Origin of the sequence: Rosettibacter firmus, assembly GCF_036860695.1 — a bacterium.
Taxonomy (GTDB): Bacteria; Bacteroidota; Ignavibacteria; order Ignavibacteriales; family Melioribacteraceae; genus Rosettibacter; species Rosettibacter firmus.
In genome coordinates this window covers 1,189,122-1,212,000 of sequence record NZ_JAYKGJ010000001.1, presented here as the reverse complement: position 1 = coordinate 1,212,000, position 22,879 = coordinate 1,189,122, and the positions used below count along the sequence as shown (strand labels likewise).

General features: G+C 30.9%; 23 protein-coding genes. 7 read left to right on the top strand and 16 right to left on the bottom strand.

The window, feature by feature from the left end:
- Positions 1–17: 17 nt before the first annotated feature.
- Genes VJY38_RS05180 through VJY38_RS05170 form a run of 3 tightly spaced genes read left to right on the top strand, consistent with a single transcriptional unit; the run spans position 18 to position 2,918 of the window.
- The gene (locus VJY38_RS05180) at positions 18–431 is read left to right on the top strand and encodes a hydrogenase iron-sulfur subunit (protein ID WP_353679604.1); all 414 of its coding nucleotides are present in this window, start codon (positions 18–20) and stop codon (positions 429–431) included.
- Between the two features lie 10 nt (positions 432–441).
- Entirely contained in the window at positions 442–1,425 is a 984-nt protein-coding gene (locus VJY38_RS05175; RefSeq protein ID WP_353679603.1) for an NADH-quinone oxidoreductase subunit B family protein, read from the top strand.
- A gap of 14 nt (positions 1,426–1,439) precedes the next feature.
- Positions 1,440–2,918 carry a Ni/Fe hydrogenase subunit alpha gene (locus tag VJY38_RS05170; protein ID WP_353679602.1) on the top strand — a complete coding sequence of 493 codons (1,479 nt, stop codon included), beginning with the start codon at positions 1,440–1,442 and terminating at the stop codon, positions 2,916–2,918.
- A gap of 6 nt (positions 2,919–2,924) precedes the next feature.
- Here VJY38_RS05170 and VJY38_RS05165 read toward each other — a convergent pair whose 3' ends face one another.
- From VJY38_RS05165 to VJY38_RS05090, 16 genes are all read right to left on the bottom strand, one after another.
- On the bottom strand, positions 2,925–3,278 hold the full coding sequence (locus VJY38_RS05165; protein WP_353679601.1) for a DsrE/DsrF/TusD sulfur relay family protein: 354 nt from the start codon (positions 3,276–3,278) through the stop codon (positions 2,925–2,927).
- A 281-nt stretch (positions 3,279–3,559) separates the two neighbouring features.
- A complete protein-coding gene (locus VJY38_RS05160; RefSeq protein WP_353679600.1) occupies positions 3,560–4,639 on the bottom strand; it encodes a DUF2231 domain-containing protein in 1,080 nt (359 codons plus the stop codon).
- A 21-nt stretch (positions 4,640–4,660) separates the two neighbouring features.
- Positions 4,661–5,515: a transporter gene (locus VJY38_RS05155; RefSeq protein WP_353679599.1), complete on the bottom strand. Its 855-nt coding sequence runs from the start codon at positions 5,513–5,515 to the stop codon at positions 4,661–4,663.
- A gap of 4 nt (positions 5,516–5,519) precedes the next feature.
- Positions 5,520–6,035 carry a methyl-accepting chemotaxis protein gene (locus VJY38_RS05150; protein ID WP_353679598.1) on the bottom strand — a complete coding sequence of 172 codons (516 nt, stop codon included), beginning with the start codon at positions 6,033–6,035 and terminating at the stop codon, positions 5,520–5,522.
- Between the two features lie 33 nt (positions 6,036–6,068).
- Entirely contained in the window at positions 6,069–6,764 is a 696-nt protein-coding gene (locus tag VJY38_RS05145; protein WP_353679597.1) for a hypothetical protein, read from the bottom strand.
- Between the two features lie 54 nt (positions 6,765–6,818).
- Entirely contained in the window at positions 6,819–7,532 is a 714-nt protein-coding gene (locus tag VJY38_RS05140; RefSeq protein WP_353679596.1) for an ABC transporter ATP-binding protein, read from the bottom strand.
- Between the two features lie 16 nt (positions 7,533–7,548).
- Positions 7,549–8,709, bottom strand: coding sequence for an ABC transporter permease (locus VJY38_RS05135; protein ID WP_353679595.1), 1,161 nt, complete (start codon positions 8,707–8,709; stop codon positions 7,549–7,551).
- A gap of 3 nt (positions 8,710–8,712) precedes the next feature.
- The gene (locus tag VJY38_RS05130) at positions 8,713–9,393 is read right to left on the bottom strand and encodes a DUF2318 domain-containing protein (protein WP_353679594.1); all 681 of its coding nucleotides are present in this window, start codon (positions 9,391–9,393) and stop codon (positions 8,713–8,715) included.
- 18 nt (positions 9,394–9,411) lie between these two features.
- The gene (locus VJY38_RS05125) at positions 9,412–10,131 is read right to left on the bottom strand and encodes a zinc-ribbon domain-containing protein (RefSeq protein WP_353679593.1); all 720 of its coding nucleotides are present in this window, start codon (positions 10,129–10,131) and stop codon (positions 9,412–9,414) included.
- Between the two features lie 165 nt (positions 10,132–10,296).
- On the bottom strand, positions 10,297–10,725 hold the full coding sequence (locus VJY38_RS05120; RefSeq protein WP_353679592.1) for a heavy metal-binding domain-containing protein: 429 nt from the start codon (positions 10,723–10,725) through the stop codon (positions 10,297–10,299).
- 25 nt (positions 10,726–10,750) lie between these two features.
- The gene (locus VJY38_RS05115) at positions 10,751–11,128 is read right to left on the bottom strand and encodes a DUF1573 domain-containing protein (protein ID WP_353679591.1); all 378 of its coding nucleotides are present in this window, start codon (positions 11,126–11,128) and stop codon (positions 10,751–10,753) included.
- 124 nt (positions 11,129–11,252) lie between these two features.
- A complete protein-coding gene (locus tag VJY38_RS05110) occupies positions 11,253–14,405 on the bottom strand; it encodes an efflux RND transporter permease subunit (protein ID WP_353679590.1) in 3,153 nt (1,050 codons plus the stop codon).
- 29 nt (positions 14,406–14,434) lie between these two features.
- The gene (locus tag VJY38_RS05105; RefSeq protein ID WP_353679589.1) at positions 14,435–16,135 is read right to left on the bottom strand and encodes an efflux RND transporter periplasmic adaptor subunit; all 1,701 of its coding nucleotides are present in this window, start codon (positions 16,133–16,135) and stop codon (positions 14,435–14,437) included.
- Between the two features lie 20 nt (positions 16,136–16,155).
- A complete protein-coding gene (locus tag VJY38_RS05100; RefSeq protein WP_353679588.1) occupies positions 16,156–17,427 on the bottom strand; it encodes a TolC family protein in 1,272 nt (423 codons plus the stop codon).
- A gap of 280 nt (positions 17,428–17,707) precedes the next feature.
- Positions 17,708–19,051, bottom strand: a complete 1,344-nt coding sequence (locus VJY38_RS05095) for a sigma-54-dependent transcriptional regulator (RefSeq protein WP_353679587.1) — start codon at positions 19,049–19,051, stop codon at positions 17,708–17,710.
- A 2-nt stretch (positions 19,052–19,053) separates the two neighbouring features.
- Positions 19,054–21,159, bottom strand: coding sequence for a sensor histidine kinase (locus tag VJY38_RS05090; protein WP_353679586.1), 2,106 nt, complete (start codon positions 21,157–21,159; stop codon positions 19,054–19,056).
- A gap of 60 nt (positions 21,160–21,219) precedes the next feature.
- Here VJY38_RS05090 and VJY38_RS05085 point away from each other — a divergent pair, with 60 nt between their 5' ends.
- The 4 genes from VJY38_RS05085 to VJY38_RS05070 all read left to right on the top strand — a co-directional run bounded on the left by VJY38_RS05085 (position 21,220) and on the right by VJY38_RS05070 (position 22,819).
- Positions 21,220–21,678 carry a septal ring lytic transglycosylase RlpA family protein gene (locus tag VJY38_RS05085; protein ID WP_353679585.1) on the top strand — a complete coding sequence of 153 codons (459 nt, stop codon included), beginning with the start codon at positions 21,220–21,222 and terminating at the stop codon, positions 21,676–21,678.
- Positions 21,679–21,745: 67 nt separating this feature from the next.
- Positions 21,746–22,402 (top strand): protein disulfide oxidoreductase, encoded by a 657-nt coding sequence (gene pdo, locus VJY38_RS05080; RefSeq protein WP_353679584.1) that lies wholly within the window; start codon positions 21,746–21,748, stop codon positions 22,400–22,402.
- The gene (locus VJY38_RS05075) at positions 22,402–22,611 is read left to right on the top strand and encodes a DUF6132 family protein (protein WP_353679583.1); all 210 of its coding nucleotides are present in this window, start codon (positions 22,402–22,404) and stop codon (positions 22,609–22,611) included. Before pdo ends, VJY38_RS05075 begins: the two co-directional genes overlap by 1 nt.
- Positions 22,589–22,819: a DUF1858 domain-containing protein gene (locus tag VJY38_RS05070; protein ID WP_353679582.1), complete on the top strand. Its 231-nt coding sequence runs from the start codon at positions 22,589–22,591 to the stop codon at positions 22,817–22,819. Before VJY38_RS05075 ends, VJY38_RS05070 begins: the two co-directional genes overlap by 23 nt.
- Positions 22,820–22,879 lie beyond the last annotated feature (60 nt).

Sequence of the window (22,879 nt, the reverse complement as noted above, 5' to 3'; positions counted from 1 at the left end):
ACAATGAGCTAAAAAATATGAACGAAGTATTTGAACCTAAAATTGTTGGGTTCCTTTGTAATTGGTGTGCATATTCAGGAGCCGATTTAGCCGGTGTGTCGAGACTTAAATCTTCACCTAATATTAGAATAATAAGAACAATGTGTTCTGGTCGTGTTGATCCTTCTTTTGTGTTCGAAGCATTTAAACGAGGAGCTGATGGTGTTTTAATTGCAGGTTGTCACTTTGGTGATTGTCATTATCTCGAAGGAAATTTTAAAACTCTTAGAAGAGTAGAATTTCTTAAAATGATTTTAAAGCAATTTGGTATTGACGAAAAAAGATTACGACTTGAATGGATTTCGGCTTCTGAATCAGAAAAGTATGCTAAAGTTTCTTTTGAATTTACAGAAGAAATAAGAAAACTGGGTCCATTAAAATTAAATTTATGAGGGAATAACGATGAAACCCAAACTTGCATTATACTGGGCTGCAAGTTGTGGTGGTTGCGAAATTACAATTCTTGATATCGAAGAAAAAATTCTTGATGTGGCTGAATTTTTTGATATAGTCTTCTGGCCATGTGCAATGGATTTTAAATATAGCGATGTCGAAGCTATGGAAGATGGCACTATCGATTTAACACTTTTTAATGGTGCAATCCGTAACGATGAAAATGAACATATTGCAAAACTTTTGAGAAAAAAATCTAAACTTTTAGTAGCATTTGGTTCGTGTGCTATGGAAGGCTGTATTCCTGGTTTAGCAAATTTATTTGATAGAAATGAAATCTTTGATTTTGTGTTTAAAGATTCACCAAGTGTTGATGAACAGAGTAAGGGAATTTTCCCTCAACTAAAAACAGAACATCCAGAAGGAGAAACAGAATTACCTGAATTCTGGAATAATGTTAAAACATTAAAAGATGTAGTAGATGTAGATTATTTTATTCCCGGTTGTCCACCTCAATCATTTCAAGTAACAGCTGTGATTCTTGCAGTTATTGATATATTAAAAACTGGAAAGGAATTACCTCCTAAAGGGACGGTGCTTGGTACTGATAATAAAACCTGTTGCGATGAATGTCCACGTACAAGAAAAGAAAAGAAGATTAAAGAATTTTATAGACCTCATGAAATAATACCAGATGAAAATGAATGTCTGCTCGATCAGGGAATATTATGTATGGGACCAGCAACGCGAAGTGGTTGTGGTGCTTTATGTGTTAAAGCAAATGTTCCCTGTAGAGGATGTTATGGTCCTCCACCAAATGTGAGAGATCAAGGTGCTAAAATGATATCTGCTCTAAGTTCTGTTATCGATGCAACTTCAACTGATGAAATAAGAAAAATATTTGAAAAACTGGTTGATCCCATTGGTACATTGTATAGATTTTCATTAGCTGGCTCAACTCTGAAAAGAAAACATTTTGATTACAATCATTAATTAGAGAGACAAATATGAAACATATAAAAATTGATCCGATTACACGACTCGAAGGTCACGGAAGAATTGATATTTTTCTTAATGATGATGGTGAAGTTGAAAATTGTTATTTCATAGTTCCCGAGTTAAGAGGATTCGAAAAATTTGTTCAGGGTAGACCAGTTGAAGAAATGCCAAGAATTACAACGAGGATTTGTGGTGTATGTCCCGAAGCTCATCATATGGCATCTGCTAAAGCATGCGATGCAGTTTATAAAGTTGAAATTCCATCAGCTGCTAAGAAATTAAGAGAGCTACTTTATTCTGTATTCTTTTGTGCAGATCATACTGTTCATTTCTATGCTTTAGGAGGACCAGATTTTGTAGTTGGTCCAGAGGCTGAAAAATCCGAAAGAAATATTTTAGGTGTTATTAATAAAGTTGGAATTGAAGCAGGAAAAAAAGTAATTAAACTTCGTTCTATTGCACAAAATATTATTCAAACACTGGGAGGCAAAAAAATTCATCAGGTTACTGCTATTCCAGGTGGCATAACTCGAGGTCTGAGCGAAGAAGAACGAGAAATGTTTGCTAAAGATTTAGAATACTTTATTGAGTTTGCAAAATTTACTTTTAAGGTCTTCGATGATTATGTCTTAAAAAATTCAAAATATATTGATCTGATTCTATCTGATAATTATACTCAAAAAACTTACTACATGGGTTTGGTTGATGAAAATAATAAAGTCAATTTTTATGATGGAAAAGTTCGAGTTGTTGATCCTGATGGTAATGAATTTTGTAAATATGAACCCAATGAATATCTAAATCATGTTGCAGAGCATATAGAAAGTTGGAGTTATCTTAAATTTCCATATCTCAAAAAAATAGGCTGGAAAGGATTTGTAGATGGTAAAGAAAGTGGAGTTTACATTGCAACTCCACTATCAAGATTAAATGTTTCTGATGGAATGGCAACTCCATTAGCACAGGAAGAGTATGAAAAATTTTATGAAACATTTACGGGAGATCATACAGGTAAAATCCCAGTTCATCATACACTGGCTACACACTGGGCAAGGATTATTGAACTTATGTATGCTGCCGAAAGAGCAAATCAATTAATTAATGATCCAGAAATTACATCTAAAGAAATCAGAAAAATACCTACTGAAATTCCATCCGAAGGAATTGGTATTGTTGAAGCACCACGTGGTACATTAACACATCATTATATTACTGATGAAAGAGGAATTATTCAGAAAGCAAATTTAATTGTAGGAACAACCAATAATCACGCTGCAATTTCAATGTCGATAAAAAGAGCAGCAAAAGGATTAATTAAAAAAGGAACAGAAATTACCGATTCTGTTTTAAATATGATTGAAATGGCATTCCGTGCATACGATCCATGTTTTGGTTGTGCAACTCATTCATTACCAGGTCAAATGCCACTTGAACTTTGTATTTATGATTCAAATGGAAATTTAATTAATTATAAAAGAAGATATTAGTAACTATTAAAATACAATTACTTTATCTGAATCTTCTGTCCATTTTGCTAATTCTGACATGTTACTTATCTGACATCCATCAATTAAATTAAGATTTCTTATTCCACGAGCATCTGCACATGTTCCACAAATTTTTACTTCACCACCTTTTGTTATTATTGACTTAAGCATTCTTTCAATATTATAATAACCATTTGGAGTTGTTTGACTTGGTAACGCACAGGTTACAGCATCAGCCATTAAAAATATTCTTATTACTGTGTTTTCAAAGTCTTTTTGTAATTGCATAGCAAGGCGAAGTGCATTATAAGCTTTTTCTGTTCCGTAAGGTGCATCGTTTATAATAAATAAATATTTCATAATGAACCTCTATATAAGAAAGTATTTTTTAATGTACTCAAAAATAATGTATTAAAGGTAATTAAAATAATGGGTGATTAAGATTAATTGGAAATATAACTTCTTATTTGTGGTTGATTATCAGATAGAAGAATCAACTTCAAAAATAATTTCTAACTACAAAAATACTTTTATCAAATCATAATTATTCTTCTTAAATTAAAAATTCTCTGATGAATCAACCATGTCCATTAAATGTATTAATAATTGTTTTTCAATTTTAGAAGAATCATAATTGGTAATTATAGAGATTCAACATTAATTGATTTAATGTTGATGATGCCTGTGCCAGAGAATTTAATTCCTGCACTACCTGGCTGAGGAACACTTCCATGTCCGTGTATATACAATTTATTATTTATATAGCCTCTGAAATGAGTTCCTTCACTTACAACTTTTATTTCAAGCAATCCATCAATTTGTTTACTTTGCAAGCTTTTTTTCTCAAAGATTTTTGTTTCTCCATTAGTTTTTCTTGCAAGATAAATTTCATCCTTTTTTAAGCCGAGTAAGTCGTAATTATTTTTATCTACAAAATTATGAATCAATTCCAGTTCACCATTAAAATTATCGAGATTAATTTTTACTGTAGTTTGAACACTCTTGATTTTATTATCATAAATAAATCCAGCTATAATTGGATTTTCTTCGCCAAGATGAAACATTAATATAGATTCGGAGGATTCGTACATTGGATTGAGTTCTTGTAGAGAACCTTCGATCCACTTAAATTTTTGAGATAGAACTTTAATAACATTTTCATCTGCGATTAATCTCCATGAGCCATCTTTTCTTACAGAGAAAGTTGAATCAGAAACAAATTTACTTTCTGCAGTTTGTAATGTTTTTTCCGATTTTAAAATATTACCGGTTCCCAATCCATATCCATAAACTAACTTTGCACCATGATCACCAGTATTGTATAAAAAGTAGATGCCAATAAATCCACTAAGTACAACAGGAATTATAATAATTTTTGCAAATGGTATATATTTAAATCCAAATGCAAAGATTAAACGAACTATTGTATAAATGATGAAAAACCATAAAGTAATTTCTGCCCAATCAGCATGTTCATTCACAGCAGAAAAAGCATTAGACGGAATATTTATACTATCCGATGCTCCATTGCCAGTAATAAAAGCAATCACTGCTGCTATTGTTCCTAAAAAGTATAATAATAATGCAGACTTTTTAATCCATTCGAATTTTGTTAATACCAAACCTGTAAAGTCAAATAACACTGCAAAGATCAAAAGGACAAGTGGAAAGTGAACTATCATTGGATGAATATTTGGTGCCCAATCTGGTAATAATTGCATAATAATTCCTTTCATTTTTTATTAAAGGTTCCATTCCAGACCACTAGAAAAAGAAAAATTAGAAGTTATTTTACTTAATCCTGCGGCTCCAATCAAAGAAAGGGTGAGGCTGGAATTAATTTTGTAATTAAATCCAAGTGATAATAATTGAGGGGCAGGATAACCATCAATTATTTTTGTATATGCCTGATAATAAAGCAAAAGAGAATAATTACCTTCATCAAAAAACTTTCCTAAACCTAGTCCAATACTTAGCGGATTATTATATTTAATATTAGGTGGATCTCCAATTTCAATATAACCAAGGTCTAGAAAACCAATGTAGCTATCCAGCATTTTTCTAATTGTTGCTGAAATTCCCAAATCAAATTTTCCTGTACCTAAACCAAGGCTGTAACTTGCAGTAGGAATTTTAAAAAATGAATTTAAACTCAGCGAAAACAGTGAAGCATTATCTTCAAAAATATTATATGAACCATAGAGAGAAATATCTCCAAGACCAAAATGGTTGAATGAGGACATTGAATGATTGTTCATAAAGTTACTATTATTTTCATTACCAGTCATCATGTTATAATGATTATCTTCATCATTATTTCCATTTGGAAGCATCATGCCTCCTACCTGACCAACACCACCTGCATTCTGAGCAACAACAGGTACAGAAACATTGAAGCTCCAGTTATTTTTTTGATAACTGGCTTCGCCGTAAAAATAAAATATTTTACTTGAATTGTTGTAAGAATAATTTCCTCCTGAAAATTGAAGGCTGGCTTTTAAAGACCAGCCTTCCTGGGCGTAGTTCTTGAGGCTTGAAGAGGTGAGTGTTATAACAATATAGAGGGCAAAGGGCAATAGTTTATTTTTATGTCTCATGACTTTATCTACTTTGTTCTTTTGATTGCATCTTTTCCATCTTATTAAGCATGTCTTCGTATTCATTAATCATGTTTTTCATAGTTTTCATCATATCTTCCATGTGTGTTTTTATTTCATCATTCTTCATCATTTCAGAATCATGAATAACTTTGTTCATGTCTTCAATTATGTTTTTCATACTGCCAGACATTTCACTCATATTTTGCATTAAAGTTGTCATGGATTTTGCATGCATATTCAATGAATGCATATCATTCTGATTTTGATTAATGCTTGACTTCATAACAAGAAGCATTTTGTTGCTCTTTTCAGCAAGCTGATTCATTTGATTCATCATTGTTTGCATGTTTTCCATCATTGTATTCATGTTGTGCTGCATTTGAATTTGTTGATTGCCACTCATGTTTCCATGTTGATGCTGGGCATAAAATGAGCTTGTATATGCTATAAGATATAATGTTATTACAAAGCACATTTGCATTACTTTGTTAGTGATATTTAAATTATGTTTTTTCATTCTATAACTCCCTGATTGTTTAGATTAATCTGTTTATAAATTCCATCTCAATCCTCCTGAAAACGAATTTCCAGAATAACTTTTACTTACTTCTAAAGTGTCAATAAGATAAATGATTACATCTCTATAAATTTTGTAGTTAACACCAATAGAAATGAGGGTGGGTGGTTTGTAATCTTCAACGATTGCTGAATAACTGTGATAAAATACCCAAGATGTTAGTAACTTTTCATAAAAATATTTCCCTATTCCAAAACCATAACTCAACGGATTTCGATGATTGTTATGTAAAGGATTAGATATAACGATATACCCCAGATTAGCAAATCCAAAAAAAACTTTATTTAATTTCCTGAGAGTTACCGAGAAACCATAATTATATTCACCTTTCTTTTTAGAATATGGTATCATAGGAAGTTTAACATAAGTGTTTATATTAAATGCTGGCGGGAAAAAAATGTCGTTAATAATATTGCCAGTATATGTTTCTTTAATAAAAGGGAATATAAGGGAATCAGCACGCTGTGGTGTAATTTCATAAGTCTTTAATGGAGCCAATAAACTAATAGCCCAATTTCCCAGGCCACTATAATAATAGATAATTTTATTTTTATTGAAATTATTTTTGTCAAAAGTATAACTACCACCTACAAGTTGTAGATTAATTGCAATGGACCATCCATTTTGTGCATTTATCACATCAAGCATTAACACAGGAAAAATTATCATTACCATCCTTATCAAAAATTTCGAATTCATATTAATGTTATTAATTTATTTTTATCAAACACTAACAGGGTGAGTAACCTCAGAAAGTGAGATATAATTTTCTTTAATTATTTTACCATCTGATAGTTCAATAACTCTTGTTGCATATTTTGTATATTCTTTATTATGTGTTACCATTACAACAGTTTTACCTTCTGAGACAAGAGAAAGAAAAATATTGATGATCTCTTTACTTGTCTTAGAATCAAGATTACCGGTTGGCTCATCTGCAAGAATAATCAAAGGATCATTTACCAGTGCTCTTGCTATTGCAACTCGCTGTTGTTCACCGCCACTAAGTTCATTTATCAATCTTTTCGATTTATCTTTAATATGAACTTTTTCAAGTATTGAATAAACAATTTCTTTTTTCTGCTTTTTTCTCAGATCACTTATTGCAAGTGGTAGCATTACATTTTCTTCAACTGTTAAATACGGAATAAGTTGAAATGTTTGAAAGACAAAGCCCAGATATTCCTTTCTAAAATCTGCCAGACTATTCTGGTTAAGAGAATAAATATCCAGACCATCTACAATCACTTTTCCCGATGTCGGTTTGCATAAACCTCCCATAATTGTAAGTAGTGTAGTTTTACCAGAGCCAGATTCTCCCATAATGGTAATTAATTCATTGTTCGATATAGTAAATGAAACATTATTAACTGCTGTAATTTTTACTCCACCAGTTTCGTACACTTTTGATATTTGATTTATTTCAACTAAACTCATTTGTCGTCCTTAAATTTTAGATGTACCTGAATGCAACAGTTGGGTCGAGTTTTGCTGCTTTAAGTGCTGGATAAATACAGGCTAATAGACTTACAATAAGTGAGAGCAAAACTGTTTCCCAAAGTAATATTGGTCTAATAATTAATTCATTGGCAGCAAACATACTTAAATGTGGTAGTAGAAATTTTGCTGAATTTGTACCAATGAAATATCCTGCCAATCCAGATATTAGACTTATTATAAAAATCTCAAATAGAATTATTTTTAAGATATGTATTTGTCTAAAGCCAACCGATTTAAATATTCCGATTTCCTTTGTTCTTTCGTTTACAGAAGCATTTACATTTATAAAAACAATTAAGAAACTAATAACAAGAATTATCATCGATATCCCAATTGAAAAATGTTCAAAACTATGAACAGCTGACATTCTTGCTTCTATGGTTTGCTTAATTGGTGTAACTTTTGCTGCAGGGATTGCTTTAGAAGTCTGAGCTACAATTTCTTCAATTGGACAGTCGTAACACAAAGCAGAAATTTCAATGAGTGAAATAGTTCCGGGTTTATTAAATAATTTTTGTGCAGAAGAAAGATTCATAAAGATAAAATCATCATCTTGCGAACCGGTGTTATCAAGAATTCCACTTACTACAAAAATCTCATTTTTAATTTTTATGGTATCGTTAATATTAATTTGTCTATGTGTTGAAACATTATTTCCTATTAATATTTGATTTTTAGATTCGGGTATATTTCCTTTTATATGCCACCATTTTTTCAATCGAAGTTCGTTCTCGAATATAATACCTGCGATAATAGTTTTCTTACCATTTACATCTGCTATTTCCAGCAACTTTGGTGAAATGGTTGAAATATTTTTGCTGTTTTTAATCGAGCGGATGCGGGCTATATCTGTTTCTTTTAATTGCGAATTATTATATGATATATCTCCAATCATCATTCCGCCATAATTGATTAGCAATTGTTCACTTTTAGGTGTAACAATAATATTAGCTCCAAATTCATCCAATTTCTGCGAAACACTTGCATTAATACTTTCACTTAATGTTATCAACATTATAACTAATGCTATTGAGAGAACGAGTCCAAACAAAAGAAATGCTGTTCTTGATTTTCTTCTTCTTAAGCTTTGAATCGATATAGTATATAGTTTCATTTTTTATACTCGTCTTTTCCAGTTCAAGACAAGAGATTCATCAATTTGAATTTCATTACCCACAACCTTACTTGGTATTGGATCTGGTGGATATTTACCACACGCTCCGCTTATAGCTTCAAGGTTGTTCAGATTCCATGTAGTTCCACACGAATTGCAGATGAGATTGCTACCTCGAATATGGAAATCTTTTGAGTCGCATGGCTCGCACATACTGATTGCGGTAATTATTTTTCCTTCTTCAGATAAATATGCAAGAATTGGTATAGATGTATTTTGGATGAAATAATCAAATTTCACCATCTTCTTTTCTTTAACTTCATCAAGAGGAAGGATAATTTTGCCACCTTTTGAAAAAGCAATCGAATAACTTGCATCATAACGCGATAAAGGATATGAAACAGAACTTACAACTTGCTGTTGTTCTTTTATAATTTTATACTCTTTAGTTGGCTGTGATAAGTAGTAAATAATTACAAATAATATTACAGCAGTCCCTGCAGCCCACCAATAAATATTTTTATTTTTAGCAGAAGTATTCTTTAATACACGTTCTTTCTTATTATTGGTGACTCTGTTAGTTTTATGTGATTGCTCATATAACTTTGAACCGCATTCGGGACAAAAATTTCCTTCCTCTTGAATTTTTATACCGCAATGTGGACAGAAATTTATTTTTGACATTTTTACCCCATCATTAATTTATTTGATAATACCTTTTGAATTTGAAAAAGAATTTGAAGCATCACTTTGCCATATTTTAGAAGCATCTACTTTATAATCTTTAGCATATTCCGATTTCAGATAACCGTATCTATTTGCTAAAGCAACTACAATATTTTTCTGTTGCCCATTCTTTTCAACATAATCTCGAATAAACTGTCGCTCTTCAACTGCACGTGGACATGTACATTTTTCAAGAGATTCTTCATTACATGAACCACACGAGCAAACAAACTTTGATGCAATTTCATAAACAATTGCTTCGACAGCAGGATTTGTACTTTTAATTTCTGTGGTAGGGACTATAGTATTTGTATTTTCCCGGTTGTTGATTAATGTAACTGTGATATAAGAAACAATTATAACAACTGCAGTAATCAAAAAAGGTCTTAGTTCAATCTTTTTTGCTTGTGGATAATTTTTGTTTTGAGCAGTAGATAGGTTATTACTTCTCTTTTTATTCTTCTTTCTATTATCATGATATTGCCTTTGTAAATTTAGTTTAGTAACATTTGAACTCACAGTTGATCTAAGACGCTCTCCACACAAAATACAATAATTATTTTCTGGTTTGTTTTTTGCACCACATGATTCACAAATAATTTCCTGTGGGTTATTTTCATGAATTAATTCATTCCCGCAATTCGTACAAAATTTATTTGCATCATTATTCTCAGCTCCGCATCGATTACATTTCATAAATTACCTCATATTTATGTTATCTATGCTGCCAGCTTTTTCAGGACATATCTTCTCTAAACATTGTATTCATAATTAGAAAACAATTCTTCTTAAAAAGATAGCAGCATTTATTAATTAAAGGCGGTGACCCAAATAATTTTTCTGGAATCACCGCCAGATTTATTACTTAACCTTAAATCCATGTTCGAGCAAATTTTCTTTTGCTTTTTCAAGAGTAACCTCTTTTAATTTCATACCGCATACCGGGCATTCGCCAGGTTTATCAGAGATAACATTAAAATCCATTTGATCCTGAAAAACTTTACCATCCTTGTTTTCATCAATAGCTTCTAAGTCAATTTCTCCTTCTCTTATAAGAGGTGATTTCTTTTTGTCCATCATTTCTTTTTTGTTCTTCATCTTTTGATGAGTTGAATCTTTCATCATCTTCATATCGTGCATTTTATGTTGCTTAGATGAATCTCTCATTATATCATGTTTCATCATTTTGTGGTCTTCTTTAGTTGAATCTTTTTTTTCTTGAGCCAGTACCACACTAGTTAGAAACATTACAACCAAGAACATATTTGTGAAAATTTTTATTGCTTTCATCTTTAACTCCTTTTTTAGTTTGGTTTTATTTTTTTAGAACATTCCCTTTTAAAGTTAATCTTATAACACTATTATCAGGATCGTTTGTATAAACAGATATAATTTTATTTTGCTTACCCAATCTCCCTTTTGAATCAAATGTAACTTTAATTTCGGTTGAGATGGAAGGAGCAAGTTCTTTTTTTCCAATAACTGCTGCAGTACATCCGCAGGATACTTTGATATCGTGGATTTTAAGTGTATCGTTGCCTTCGTTTGTAATAACAAATATTTTTTCGACTACAGAATCCTGCACAATATTACCGAAATCGTAACTCATAGGTTTAAAAACTGCTTTAGGTTGTGCATAAATATTACCCAATAAAACTGGAATTGCTAATAAGAATAATAGTTTAGATTTCATTTTATTCTCCAGAATTTAATGGCAAGATTTATTTTTATTTATCATGCTTTTTATCTTCAGTACAACTAAAAACAATGCTATTAAAAAGATTCCCAACATTACAATTTTCATTTTCATTCCTTATTTAAGATTCTAATGCAATTCCTTTTTTCTTGGCTTCTCTCTTCATTTCCCATGATCTCCACAGGTAATAAATCACCGGATAAACAGCCAATTCCATTAATACAGAAGTAACAACACCACCAAGCATAGGAGCTGCGATACGTTTCATTACATCTGCCCCTGTTCCATGACTCCACATAATTGGAATAAGTCCTGCAATTATAACTGAAGCAGTCATAATTTTTGGTCTAACACGTTTTACAGCACCATGATGAATGGCTTCTTTTAATCCTTTTAATCCCGTAAGTAATCCTTTTTCTTTCCATTCTTTCAATGCAATGTCAAGATAAAGTAACATTACTACTCCAGTTTCTGCGTCTAAACCTGCAAGAGCTATTATACCAACCCAGACGGCAATACTTAAATTGTAACCCAGTAAATAAAGCAACCAGAATGTTCCAACCAGTGAGAAAGGAACAGCAAGGAAAACAATTGCTACTTTTGTGAGTGAGCGTGTATTTAGATAGATAATTACGAAAATGATAAATAAAGTCATAGGTATAACAATCATCAATTTCTGTTGAGCTCTTAACATATATTCATATTCACCGCTCCAGGTAATATTATAACCAGCAGGCAGTTTAATTTTTTCTGACACAATCTTCTGAGCATTTTGTACATAAGTACCAATATCAATATCTTTTATATCAACATAGACCCAGGCATTTGGACGTGTATCTTCGCTTCTAATTACCATCGGTGCTTTACGAGTTATAAAAGTTGCAAGATGTCCAAACGGAACCTGTTCACCTGTTGGAGTTGGTATAAGAACTCTTTTTAATGCTTCGATATTATCTCTTAATTCTCTACTGTAACGAAGATTTACTGTATACCTTTCTAAACCTTCAATAGTATTTGTTATAGCCATTCCACCCATTGCAGTTTGAATTACTTTTTGAACATCATCAATAGTTAATCCATATCGTGCAGCTTCTTTTCTATTGATTTCAATATCAAGATAATTTCCACCCACAGCTCTCTCAGCAAAAGCACTCAAGGTTCCGGGCACAGTGCGCATAACAGCTTCTACTTCTCTTCCAATTTCTTGCAAGGTATCTAAATTGGGTCCTGAGATTTTAATTCCAACTGGAGTTTTTATTCCAGTACTTAGCATGTCAACTCTTGTCTTAATTGGCATTGTCCATGCATTTGTAACCCCAGGAAATTGAATTGCGCGATCCATTTCATCAATCAGTTTTTTAGGAGTCATTCCAGGTCGCCATTCACTTTCGGGTTTTAACATTATTGTAGTTTCAACCATATCCAAACCAGCAGGATCGGTTGCAGTTTCGGCTCTTCCAATTTTTCCAAATACGTGATGTACTTCTGGAAATTGTTTAATTATTTTATCTGTTTGTTGAAGTAATTCTCTCGCTTTGGTTATTGACATACCTGGCATAGTAGTAGGCATATAAAGTAAGTCGCCTTCGTAGAGTGGAGGCATAAATTCAGAACCAATTTTTTTAAATGGAATTATTGTTAATGCAAGTATTATTATAACTGCAGCTATAACGAATTTGTTATATTTTATAACAAAATCTACAACCGGGTGATAAATTTTAATTAAAAATCTGTTGATGGGATTTTTTTCTTCTGGCATTATTTTTCCACGTATCCAGTAACCCATTAATATTGGAACAATGGTTATAGATAAAATTGCGGCAGCTGCCATTGAATAAGTTTTTGTAAATGCAAGTGGTTTAAATAATCTTCCTTCTTGAGCTTCGAGTGTAAATACCGGGATGAATGATACAGTAATTACGAGTAATGAATAAAATAATGAAGGACCAACTTCTTTTGATGCATCAATTATTAACTGCCATCTATTTCTTCTTTGTTCTGGTGGTTTTAAGGCTTCGTGTTCAATGTGTTTGTGAGCATTTTCAATCATAATTATTGCTGCATCCACCATAGCACCAATGGCTATTGCAATTCCACCCAGTGACATTATGTTTGCATTTATTCCCTGCCAGCGCATTATTATAAACGACATTAAAATAGCTGTAGGTAGTGTAAAGATTGCTACAAAAGCACTTCTTGCATGCAATAAAAATATTATGCATACAAGTGCAACGATTAATATTTCTTCTATTAATTTTTCTTTTAAAGTATCAATAGCTCTTTCAATTAATCCAGAACGATCATATACAGGTTCTATTTTAACATCAGGTGGAAGTCCTGCTTTTAACTCCTCAATCTTTTTCTTCACATTTTCAATTACTTTGAGTGCATTATCTCCATATCTCATAACAATTATACCACCGACTACCTCACCTTCGCCGTTTGATTCTGCCAGACCTCTTCTCATTAAAGGTCCAAGTGTTATATCAGCAACATCTTTTAAATAAACTGGAGTGTTTGTTTTTTTGTCAACCATTAATGGAATATTTTCTAAATCTTCAATTGATTTTATGTAACCGAGACCTCGTACCATAAATTCCATTTCGCCCATTTCAATTACTTCGCCACCAACGTCATTGTTCGATTTCATTATTGCCATTTCTATCATATCAATTGGAATGTTATATGCCAGTAACTTTGCAGGGTCAACAGTCACCTGATATTGTTTAACATAACCACCAATGCTTGCAACTTCGGCTACACCTTCAACAGAAGTTAATGCATATTTAAGATACCAATCTTGAATTGAACGTAATTCTTGAAGAGATCTAGTCTTTGATGTAAGCTTATATTCATAAACCCATCCAACACCAGTTGCATCAGGACCTAATGTTGGAACAACATTTTTAGGAAGTCTTTTCTGTGCATAATTTAAATACTCAAGTACTCTGCTTCTTGCCCAGTAAATATCTGTACCATCTTCAAAAATTATATATACCAATGAAAAGCCAAAGAATGAATAACCTCTTACTACTTTAGAACCAGGGACAGAAACCATTGCAGTTGTTAAAGGATATGTTACCTGATCTTCTACTATTCTTGGTGATTGACCTGGATATTCTGTATAAATTATTACCTGAACATCACTCAAATCTGGTATTGCGTCAATTGGTGTATTCAATAAAGAATATATACCATATCCAATCAAAAATATTGTTGAAAGGATTACAAGGAATTTATTTCTTATCGAAAACTCTATAATTTTTTCTAACATTTTTACTCTCCAGAACTATTAATATTTGCTCATTTTACTTTAAATCCATGTTTTATCAAATTTGCTTTTGCTTCTTCCAGAGTAGACTCTTTTAATGTCATTCCACAAATTGGGCATTTGCCTGGTTTATCAGAAATTACATTCCAATCCATTTGATCCTGAAAAACTTTTCCATCTTTATTCTTATCAATTGATTTAAGGTCAATTACACCTTTTCTGATTATGGATGAAGTTTCACTTTTTTCTTTCTTACTCTTCGTTTGTTCATGATTCATTTTGTTATGATCCATTCCTTCATGATTCATTTTACTATGATCCATTTCTTCTGCTTTTGATTTCTTAGATTCATTCATAGGTTTGCTCATATCCATTCCTGCATGTCCACTCATCTGCTGAATTGCTGCTTTGAGATTACTTTCTGAATCAATTAAGAACTGAGAAGAAACTACAATATTTTCGCCTTCACGTATGCCTTCAAGCACCTGAACCAAGCCTTCGGATTCTACTCCTAATTTAACTTCTCTTGGTTCAAAGTAACCACCGCCTAATGAAATAACAGCAATATTTCTTTCTCCAGATCTAATAATTGCTTGCGAAGGAACAACAATGGCATTAATTGAAACAGGCGAAACAAATTTCACAGTGGCAAACATTCCTGGTTTAAAATCATAGTTAGATGTATTTCTTACTTCTGTTCTTACCTTTACAGTTTTGGTTTCATCATTCAAGAATGGATATATGTACGTAACTTTGCCCTGATATTTTTTGCCAGGTAAATATGATAATTCAAGTTCAACATTTTGACCTAATTTAATCCAGGGTAAATCCATTTGATAAATATCGGCTATTGCCCATACGACTGATAAATCTGCAATTTTATACAAATCCATTCCAGCCATCACCTGTTGACCTTGATAAACCATTTTTTCTACAACAATGCCATTAACAGGTGAGTAAATTGTTAGAGTTTTTTTAGGTGAATTATATTTTTCAATTTCATTTATATCTTTTTCTGAAATGTCCCAGTAAAGTAATCTTCTTTTTGCACTGTTGACTAATTCCTGTGCACCTTCTATTACTTCTTTAGAGCCTTGTGCAGAAACTTTCTTTAAATAGCGAATTGCTTGAAGATATTCTTCTTGTGTACTTACAAGTTCTGGACTGTAAATTTCAAAAAGTGGTTGACCTTTAGAGACATATTTGCCAGTATAATCAACATAAAGTTTTTCTATCCAGCCCATTATTTTTGTTGTTACAGCAGTAACTCTTCTTTCATCATAATCTATTTTAGCTGTGGTTCTAATAATTTTTTGAAGTTTTTGTTTTTTAACAGTTTCAACACGTACGCCAATATTCTGTACAACAACAGGATCTATCTTAATTCCCTTGACATCGCTTTCACCTTCGTAAACTGGAACTAATTCCATTCCGCAATCTGGTGCAATACCAGGTTTATCCGATGTATACCAGGGATGCATTGGATCTTTGTAATAAGCAATTTTTCTTTCTCCACTTTTAGTCTCTTCATCTGCATAGACAGGAACGTAGTCCATTCCATCTGGTGCTTTCTTAGGAGTAGGTGAAGTTTGAGTCGGATCCATTGGATTTCTGTAGTAAAGTATTTTTCTTTCACTTTTCTTTTCAGTAGTTGTTCTGGAATTAAAAATAAACCATCCAATACCTAATCCTATAATGAGAAAAATAATTGCTGTTATAATATTCTTTTTCATCAAGGTTTCTCCCTTATTTACTATTCTAAACTTTCTTTAATTTTATTTAGTGGTAAACCAACAGCCTGTTCAAGCTGTGATACCGCCTGCATTAGATTCATTTCACTCATATATAAATCTAATTTTGCCATAAAAAGCATTCTATAAGCATCTATTAACATTAAAAATTCTGTTTTCCCAGTTTTATATGCTGCTAATGTAGATTGAAGTGTTTGTTCAGCCTGTGGTACAACTGTGTTTTTATTTAATTCATATAAATTTCTGTTTGTTTCTAATTTTACAACTGCATTTTGTACTTCGTATGAAATCATGTTTTTCATTGAATTATATTGTTCTTCTGCTGTTTTAATATTCAACTCATTTTCTTCAACTTTACCACCATATTTATCTTTCGACCAGAATGCTATGGGAATATTTACACCAACCATTGCAGACCAGAAATCATTTTTTGTATCTATCATATTTTTATACATTACTCTTGCCATTATATCTGGATAGAATTCAAGTTTGGATGCTTTTAATTCGCTTTTATACATTTCGATGTTATAATTCATTTCCTGTAATTCGGGTCTGGTTGATAATGCAAGTGAAAGTAATTGCTGGTAATTATATTCAGGAATTTCTTCATATATTTTTTCTATTTTATTAAATGGTTGATAAGGGGGACGATTTAAAATTGTGTTAAGCATTGTTTCAACATCTCTTTTTTCTTTGTAAAGATTTATTTCATCATTTATTAAAGATGAAAGCTCAGTTTGTGCTCGTATAATATCTGGCTGTTTTCCCATTCCAACTTCATATTGTTTTTTTGCTATCTCGATAAATTGTTTTAATAGTTCTTGATTTTCTTTATTTATTTCAATTTTTCGTTGAACAAAATAAAGTTCATAAAATGTACTTTTTAAATCTCTAATAATTTTGTTCTTTAATGCATTAAATTGTTCTTCTCTCATCTTTGCATTATTTGCAGCTGATAATCCCATCGCTTTTAATTTTCCAGGAAATGGAATCATTTGCTGAATGTAATAATCCATTTCCATATTATTTTTTAGTGGATTGGGGAATGAAGTAGTTGGAATCTGGAAAAATTCTATTCCAATTTGTGGAGCTTCCCAGGAAGTTACCTGTTTGATTTTTTTCTCTTCACTTAAATACTTAAATCTTGCCGCTTTTAATTGTGGATTATTTAATAATGCTTCTGATATAAGCGAATCGAGATATGTATTTGTGGTTTGAGCATGAAGAGAATGAAAAGCTATTAAAATTAGAATTGTTATTACAGCATTTTTCATAAATCTACCTTTATTTCAACTTTGATTTTTTTGTTATTCGTATTAGTATAAAAATTATACCAGTTACGATAAGTAAATAAATTATAAGACAAGCACTATATAATAATTCGTTTCTCATGATAGGAGTATTTGCAAGTAATATGCCATGAGAAATTACTATTTTTTAATTGAAAAAGAACTCTTGTTGAAGAATATTTTTAAGATTTTTTAAGATATTTTTAAAAATCTTAAAACCTTGTGTACAGTATTGGAATTCAGAAAAATGAGTTTTTGAATTAAATTATTTTTCTCTGGAAAGATTGTAGTGTTCAATTTTAGCATAAAGTGTAGGAAGAGAAATACCAAGTATTTTTGCTGCTTCTGGTTTATTCCAGTTTGTATGTTCAAGTACCAATTTAATATGTTTTTTTTCAACTTCCTGAAGAGATAGTAAATGTTCTTCTTTTTTATTAACAGGATATTTTAATAAAATATTTTCTGGATGGAGTACATTATCTGTTGAAAGAACTACTGCCTGTGTTAATACGTTTTCAAGTTCACGAACATTACCAATCCAATCATAATCGATTAACATTTTCATTACTTCGTCTGGAACTTTTGTTACATTTTTGTGAAGTTCTTTGTTAATTCTATTTAAGAAGTAATTAACAAGCAAAGGGATGTCTTCTTTTCTTTCTCTTAATGGTGGTAGTTTTATTGTAACAACGTTTAATCTAAAAAATAAATCTTCTCTAAATTTACCTTCATTAATAAGCAGTTCGATATTTTTGTTAGTAGCAGTAATAATTCGTGCCTTCATTGGAATGCTATATTCTCCACCTACTCGTTCAAATTCTCTTTCTTGAAGAACACGGAGAAGTTTGGCTTGTAAGTCGGGCGACATTTCAGAAATTTCATCAAGAAAAATAGTTCCTTCGCCAGCAAGTTCGAATTTGCCTTTTTTTAGTCTATCGGCTCCAGTAAAAGCTCCTTTTTCGTGACCAAAGAGTTCGCTTTCAAGTAATGTTTCTGAAATAGCAGAACAATTTACTGCAACGAAAGGATGATTTTTTGTTATTCCACTGTAATGAATTGTTTTTGCAACAAGTTCTTTTCCAGTTCCACTTTCACCTACGATGAATACTGTAACACGATTATTAGAAACGTGTCCAATTTTTTTATAAACTTCTTTCATTAATGGTGATTTTCCAATAATCTTTTTTTCAATTTGATACTCTTCTGCTTCTTCGGTTACAAAAGATTCTATCCTTTCGCTCAAAGATTTTGATTCGAGAGCACGTTGTACAACAATTTTTAGTTTTTCTACATCGAGTGGTTTTTCAAAATAATCATAAGCTCCATTCTGTATCGATTCAATTGTTGTTTGAATATCATCGTGTGCTGTAATTAAAATTACTTTTGAGTTTATATCAACTTCTTTTATTTTCTTTAAAAGTTCTAAACCTGAAAGTCCAGGCATTCTGATATCTGAAATGATGAGATCGGGCGAATATTTTTTGAGCATTTCAAAACCAGCATTACCATTCTCAGCAGTAATGACGGAATAGTTAAGTCTCTTTAAAAAGTTTGTTAAAGTCTGACGTATAGATTCATCATCATCTATTACTAATATTTTTTCTTTCATAATTAATCCTGTGAATCGTTTAGTGGTAAATTAATCTCAAATATGGTTTCCCCTTTTCTTGATGAAATTAATTTTAATGAACCTTTGTGCTGTTCAATTATTCTTTGCGATACAGATAAGCCAAGTCCAGTGCCAGAACTTTTTGTAGTGAAAAATGGATCAAAAATTTTTTCTGGTTCACTTATTCCAGTTCCGTCATCTTTAAAATAGATAGAAACTGATGATTCATTTTGCATTGAGCTTATTTCAATTTTTCCGTGTGTTTCAATTGCATCAATAGAGTTTTGGATTAAATTTAATAAAACTTGCTTGAATTTATCTGGATCTACTCTCAAGTATATATCATCAGTTTTATTGGTAAAAGTAATTTGTTTATTGGAAACATTGGCTCTGGCAAGTTGAAATACTTCGTCTATAAAATGATGAAGTTTAATTTTTGAAAGCATTAGATCCGATGTTCGTGAAAATTGCAATACTTCTTTTACAAGATTGGTTAATCTGTTCGTTTCTTTTTTAATTATCTCAAAAGACTCTTTATCGTATTGATTTAATTGTAAAGATTGTGCGAGCATATCAACATTCATTTTTATGGATGTGAGTGGAGTTTTAATTTCGTGTGCAAGAATAGCAGACATTTTTCCGAGTACAGAAAGCTTTTCAGCTCTCGAAATTTCTGCTTCCATTTTCTTTTTTTCTGTTATATCTATTTCAACAAATAAATAACCTTTTGAGTTATTATTAGATAGAATTTTTGTAATGGAAAGCAATAAATCAATTTTATTTCCTTCTTTATTTGTTACTTTCAATTCACCTGAATAAAAGCCTTTATTATTTACTTCGTTTATAATTCGATCAAATAGTTCCTGATTATTATGAAATTGAAGCTCATTAATTTTCTGGCTATGATTTATATTTTTTTGTGTTCCAGTTAAATCAAAAAATTTTGCATTTGCTTCTATTAGCTGAAAATTGTTATCAACGATTGCAATTGCAGCAGGAGATTTTTCGAAAGCATTCAAAAGTACTAAGATTCTTTCTTCCCGCTGGATTAATTCATTTCGATGTTTATTTAGTGTATTTGCCATTTTGTTGAAAGCATTTGCTAATTCTCCAATTTCATCTGCAGAGTTTATTTCAACCTTTACATCATAATTACCACTTTCAATCTGTAATACTTTTTCTTTTAACAATGAGATTGGATGTGTTATTATTCTTGAAACAATAAACGATAAAATTAAACTTACTGCCAGACCTATAAAAATGCTGTTCACAAAAAAATTTATGAGACTATGATAAGTATCAATCCTGAAAAATACTCTGCTTAAGGGAATTAATATTAATAAAATTATAATTGGGATAAGAACAAGAGCTGCAAACAATATTTTTTTGTTTAAACTAAGAGCATTAACTTTTTGTGCAGTTGCCGGGAGTAAATTGTATTTGCCAATTGCAATTGATGTAAAAAATATAAAACCAATTAAAAATGCAAGAGGACTTATTTCTACGAGATAGTAAAAGCCAAGAATCCAGGGAAGTAAAATACCAAAGACAAAAGTAGTAGTATTTGTTATTATTAATCCAAACAAATAAAGAAGTAATTGTTTTTTAATTTCTGTATCGTTGTATTTTTTATATTTTATTATAAGCAAAATGATATTTATGATGATGAGTAATAAGTACCAGATTACATAGAAAATATAAAGAGATGTAAAATGTGCAGTAAAATGTTCTTTGTGTGCATAAGATACATAAATTAAATTCTCGCTCCATAAGAGAATTATTATGATAATAGAAGGAATGATAATCGACAAACCACTGATTATACCAATTTTTTGTGGATAAGGAAAACTGAAGGTTAAGAAAGTTATTAATAAAAGTATCATTAAAAGAAAAGAATGACATGATTTATCAAATAAAGTTACATCATGAGAAGGCATCAAAACAAAATGAACTGTATGAGAAATTAAATAACCTATTACCAGTGTTAAAGTAACAATAAATAATTTGGAAGTAATATTATGTGTTGATCGTGAATATATAATAAAAATAAGACCGAGTGCAGAAACAGCCGTTGCAGCAATAAATATATAATTCCAGAAGTTTATCATTGTAAAATTCATAACAATAAATATTTTTAATTATCTTTTACAAACTTATTTCATTGATTTATGATAAAATTACGATTATTTATAATCACAATCATTATAATAATCTTTACTGGATGTTCGTCTGTACCACGATTTACATCAAACAATTACAAAAACGAAGAACTAAAAAATTCCGAAGATTTTTCAGCTTATGAAAATTATTCATCTCTCGAGACTGTTTATGGGATAGCATCTTTTTATGCAGATAAATATCATGGTAGAATTACTTATGGTGGAGAAATTTATGATATGAACAAAATTTCTGCAGCACATCCTGTTTATCCAATGAATACTATTGTTCGTGTTACAAATCTTTCAAATAATAAAAAAGTGATTTTAAGAATAAATGATAGAATGCCTAAATATGATGATAGAATTATCGATCTTTCACTTGCAGCTGCAAAAGCATTGGATTTTGTAGAGGCTGGTTTAGCAAAGGTAAAAATTGAGGTACTTGAATGGGGAAAAGGCAAAAAGTAAAAATTTATTTGAACCCTTTTTGATATTATTTCATCATATAGTTTGAAAATTTAATTAAGAGGTAAAAATGTACATAGATGAACAATTGAAAGCTGAACTTAAAAAAGTGCTTTCGGTATTAACTAAAAATGTAAAGCTTGTATACTTTACTCAAGAACTTGAATGCCAGTATTGCAGAGAAACAAAAGCAATTCTTTCTGAACTTGTAGAAATTTCAGATAAACTTTCGCTCGATGTAAAAAATTTTGTAATTGATAAAGAAGAAGCAGCTAAATATGGTGTTGATAAAATTCCAGCTACAGTTTTACTCGATGAAAATGATAAAGACTATGGAATTAAATTTTATGGAATTCCAAGCGGTTATGAATTTGCTTCTCTTCTTGAAGATATAAAATTAATTGGAACTGGCAACACAGGATTTTCAAAAGATTTTGAAGAAGAAGTTAAAAAAATTAATGCCGATGTTCATATGCAGGTATTTGTAACTCCAACCTGTCCATATTGTCCACAGGCTGTAATAACTGCTCATAAATTTGCTTATTTGAATGATAAAATTAAAAGTGATATGATTGAAGCAACAGAATTTCCACATCTTTCATATAAGTATAATGTTCGTGGTGTTCCAAGAACTGTTATTAACGAAAACACATTTATCGAAGGAGCAGCTCCAGAATATATGGTTCTTGATAAAGTTAAAGAAGCATTAAATATTGTCAGTGTATAATGAATAAAAAAACAATTATAAAAAAATCTTTGCCAGTATTAATTGGTGCTCTGCTTGGTTATGCTTATTATTATTTTATTGGATGTTATAATGGTGCATGCCCAATAAGTGGAAATCCATATATATCAACTTTATATGGAGCATTAATTGGATTAATCTGGATATTACCAAACAAAAAGAAAGACAATGAACAATCAAAAAATAACTAAAGAAATTTATATCGAAGATTTAGTAGAACTTTTTCCAGCATCTGTAACTTATTTAATGGAAAAAGGTATAAGATGCCTGCAATGTGGCGAACCAATATGGGGAACTCTGGAAACCGCTGCAAAAGAAAAAGGATTTTCTGATGAGGAGATAAATATCTTTGTTGAAGAATTGAATAATATGTTCTTATCTTTGCTGGAAAAGAAATAGTAATATATAATGAATTTTTAACTGAGCGTTGCTTAAATTTATATAATTAGAATAAAACAG

Excerpts from the sequence above, each read along its gene's own strand:
- VJY38_RS05180 (WP_353679604.1), top strand. The coding sequence starts at position 18 with ATGAACGAAGTATTTGAACCTAAAATTGTTGGGTTCCTTTGTAATTGG.
- VJY38_RS05175 (WP_353679603.1), top strand. The coding sequence starts at position 442 with ATGAAACCCAAACTTGCATTATACTGGGCTGCAAGTTGTGGTGGTTGC.
- VJY38_RS05170 (WP_353679602.1), top strand. The coding sequence starts at position 1,440 with ATGAAACATATAAAAATTGATCCGATTACACGACTCGAAGGTCACGGA.
- VJY38_RS05165 (WP_353679601.1), bottom strand. The coding sequence starts at position 3,278 with ATGAAATATTTATTTATTATAAACGATGCACCTTACGGAACAGAAAAA.
- VJY38_RS05160 (WP_353679600.1), bottom strand. The coding sequence starts at position 4,639 with ATGCAATTATTACCAGATTGGGCACCAAATATTCATCCAATGATAGTT.
- VJY38_RS05155 (WP_353679599.1), bottom strand. The coding sequence starts at position 5,515 with ATGAGACATAAAAATAAACTATTGCCCTTTGCCCTCTATATTGTTATA.
- VJY38_RS05150 (WP_353679598.1), bottom strand. The coding sequence starts at position 6,035 with ATGAAAAAACATAATTTAAATATCACTAACAAAGTAATGCAAATGTGC.
- VJY38_RS05145 (WP_353679597.1), bottom strand. The coding sequence starts at position 6,764 with ATGATAATTTTTCCTGTGTTAATGCTTGATGTGATAAATGCACAAAAT.
- VJY38_RS05140 (WP_353679596.1), bottom strand. The coding sequence starts at position 7,532 with ATGAGTTTAGTTGAAATAAATCAAATATCAAAAGTGTACGAAACTGGT.
- VJY38_RS05135 (WP_353679595.1), bottom strand. The coding sequence starts at position 8,709 with ATGAAACTATATACTATATCGATTCAAAGCTTAAGAAGAAGAAAATCA.
- VJY38_RS05130 (WP_353679594.1), bottom strand. The coding sequence starts at position 9,393 with ATGTCAAAAATAAATTTCTGTCCACATTGCGGTATAAAAATTCAAGAG.
- VJY38_RS05125 (WP_353679593.1), bottom strand. The coding sequence starts at position 10,131 with ATGAAATGTAATCGATGCGGAGCTGAGAATAATGATGCAAATAAATTT.
- VJY38_RS05120 (WP_353679592.1), bottom strand. The coding sequence starts at position 10,725 with ATGAAAGCAATAAAAATTTTCACAAATATGTTCTTGGTTGTAATGTTT.
- VJY38_RS05115 (WP_353679591.1), bottom strand. The coding sequence starts at position 11,128 with ATGAAATCTAAACTATTATTCTTATTAGCAATTCCAGTTTTATTGGGT.
- VJY38_RS05110 (WP_353679590.1), bottom strand. The coding sequence starts at position 14,405 with ATGTTAGAAAAAATTATAGAGTTTTCGATAAGAAATAAATTCCTTGTA.
- VJY38_RS05105 (WP_353679589.1), bottom strand. The coding sequence starts at position 16,135 with ATGAAAAAGAATATTATAACAGCAATTATTTTTCTCATTATAGGATTA.
- VJY38_RS05100 (WP_353679588.1), bottom strand. The coding sequence starts at position 17,427 with ATGAAAAATGCTGTAATAACAATTCTAATTTTAATAGCTTTTCATTCT.
- VJY38_RS05095 (WP_353679587.1), bottom strand. The coding sequence starts at position 19,051 with ATGAAAGAAAAAATATTAGTAATAGATGATGATGAATCTATACGTCAG.
- VJY38_RS05090 (WP_353679586.1), bottom strand. The coding sequence starts at position 21,159 with ATGATAAACTTCTGGAATTATATATTTATTGCTGCAACGGCTGTTTCT.
- VJY38_RS05085 (WP_353679585.1), top strand. The coding sequence starts at position 21,220 with ATGATAAAATTACGATTATTTATAATCACAATCATTATAATAATCTTT.
- pdo (WP_353679584.1), top strand. The coding sequence starts at position 21,746 with ATGTACATAGATGAACAATTGAAAGCTGAACTTAAAAAAGTGCTTTCG.
- VJY38_RS05075 (WP_353679583.1), top strand. The coding sequence starts at position 22,402 with ATGAATAAAAAAACAATTATAAAAAAATCTTTGCCAGTATTAATTGGT.
- VJY38_RS05070 (WP_353679582.1), top strand. The coding sequence starts at position 22,589 with ATGAACAATCAAAAAATAACTAAAGAAATTTATATCGAAGATTTAGTA.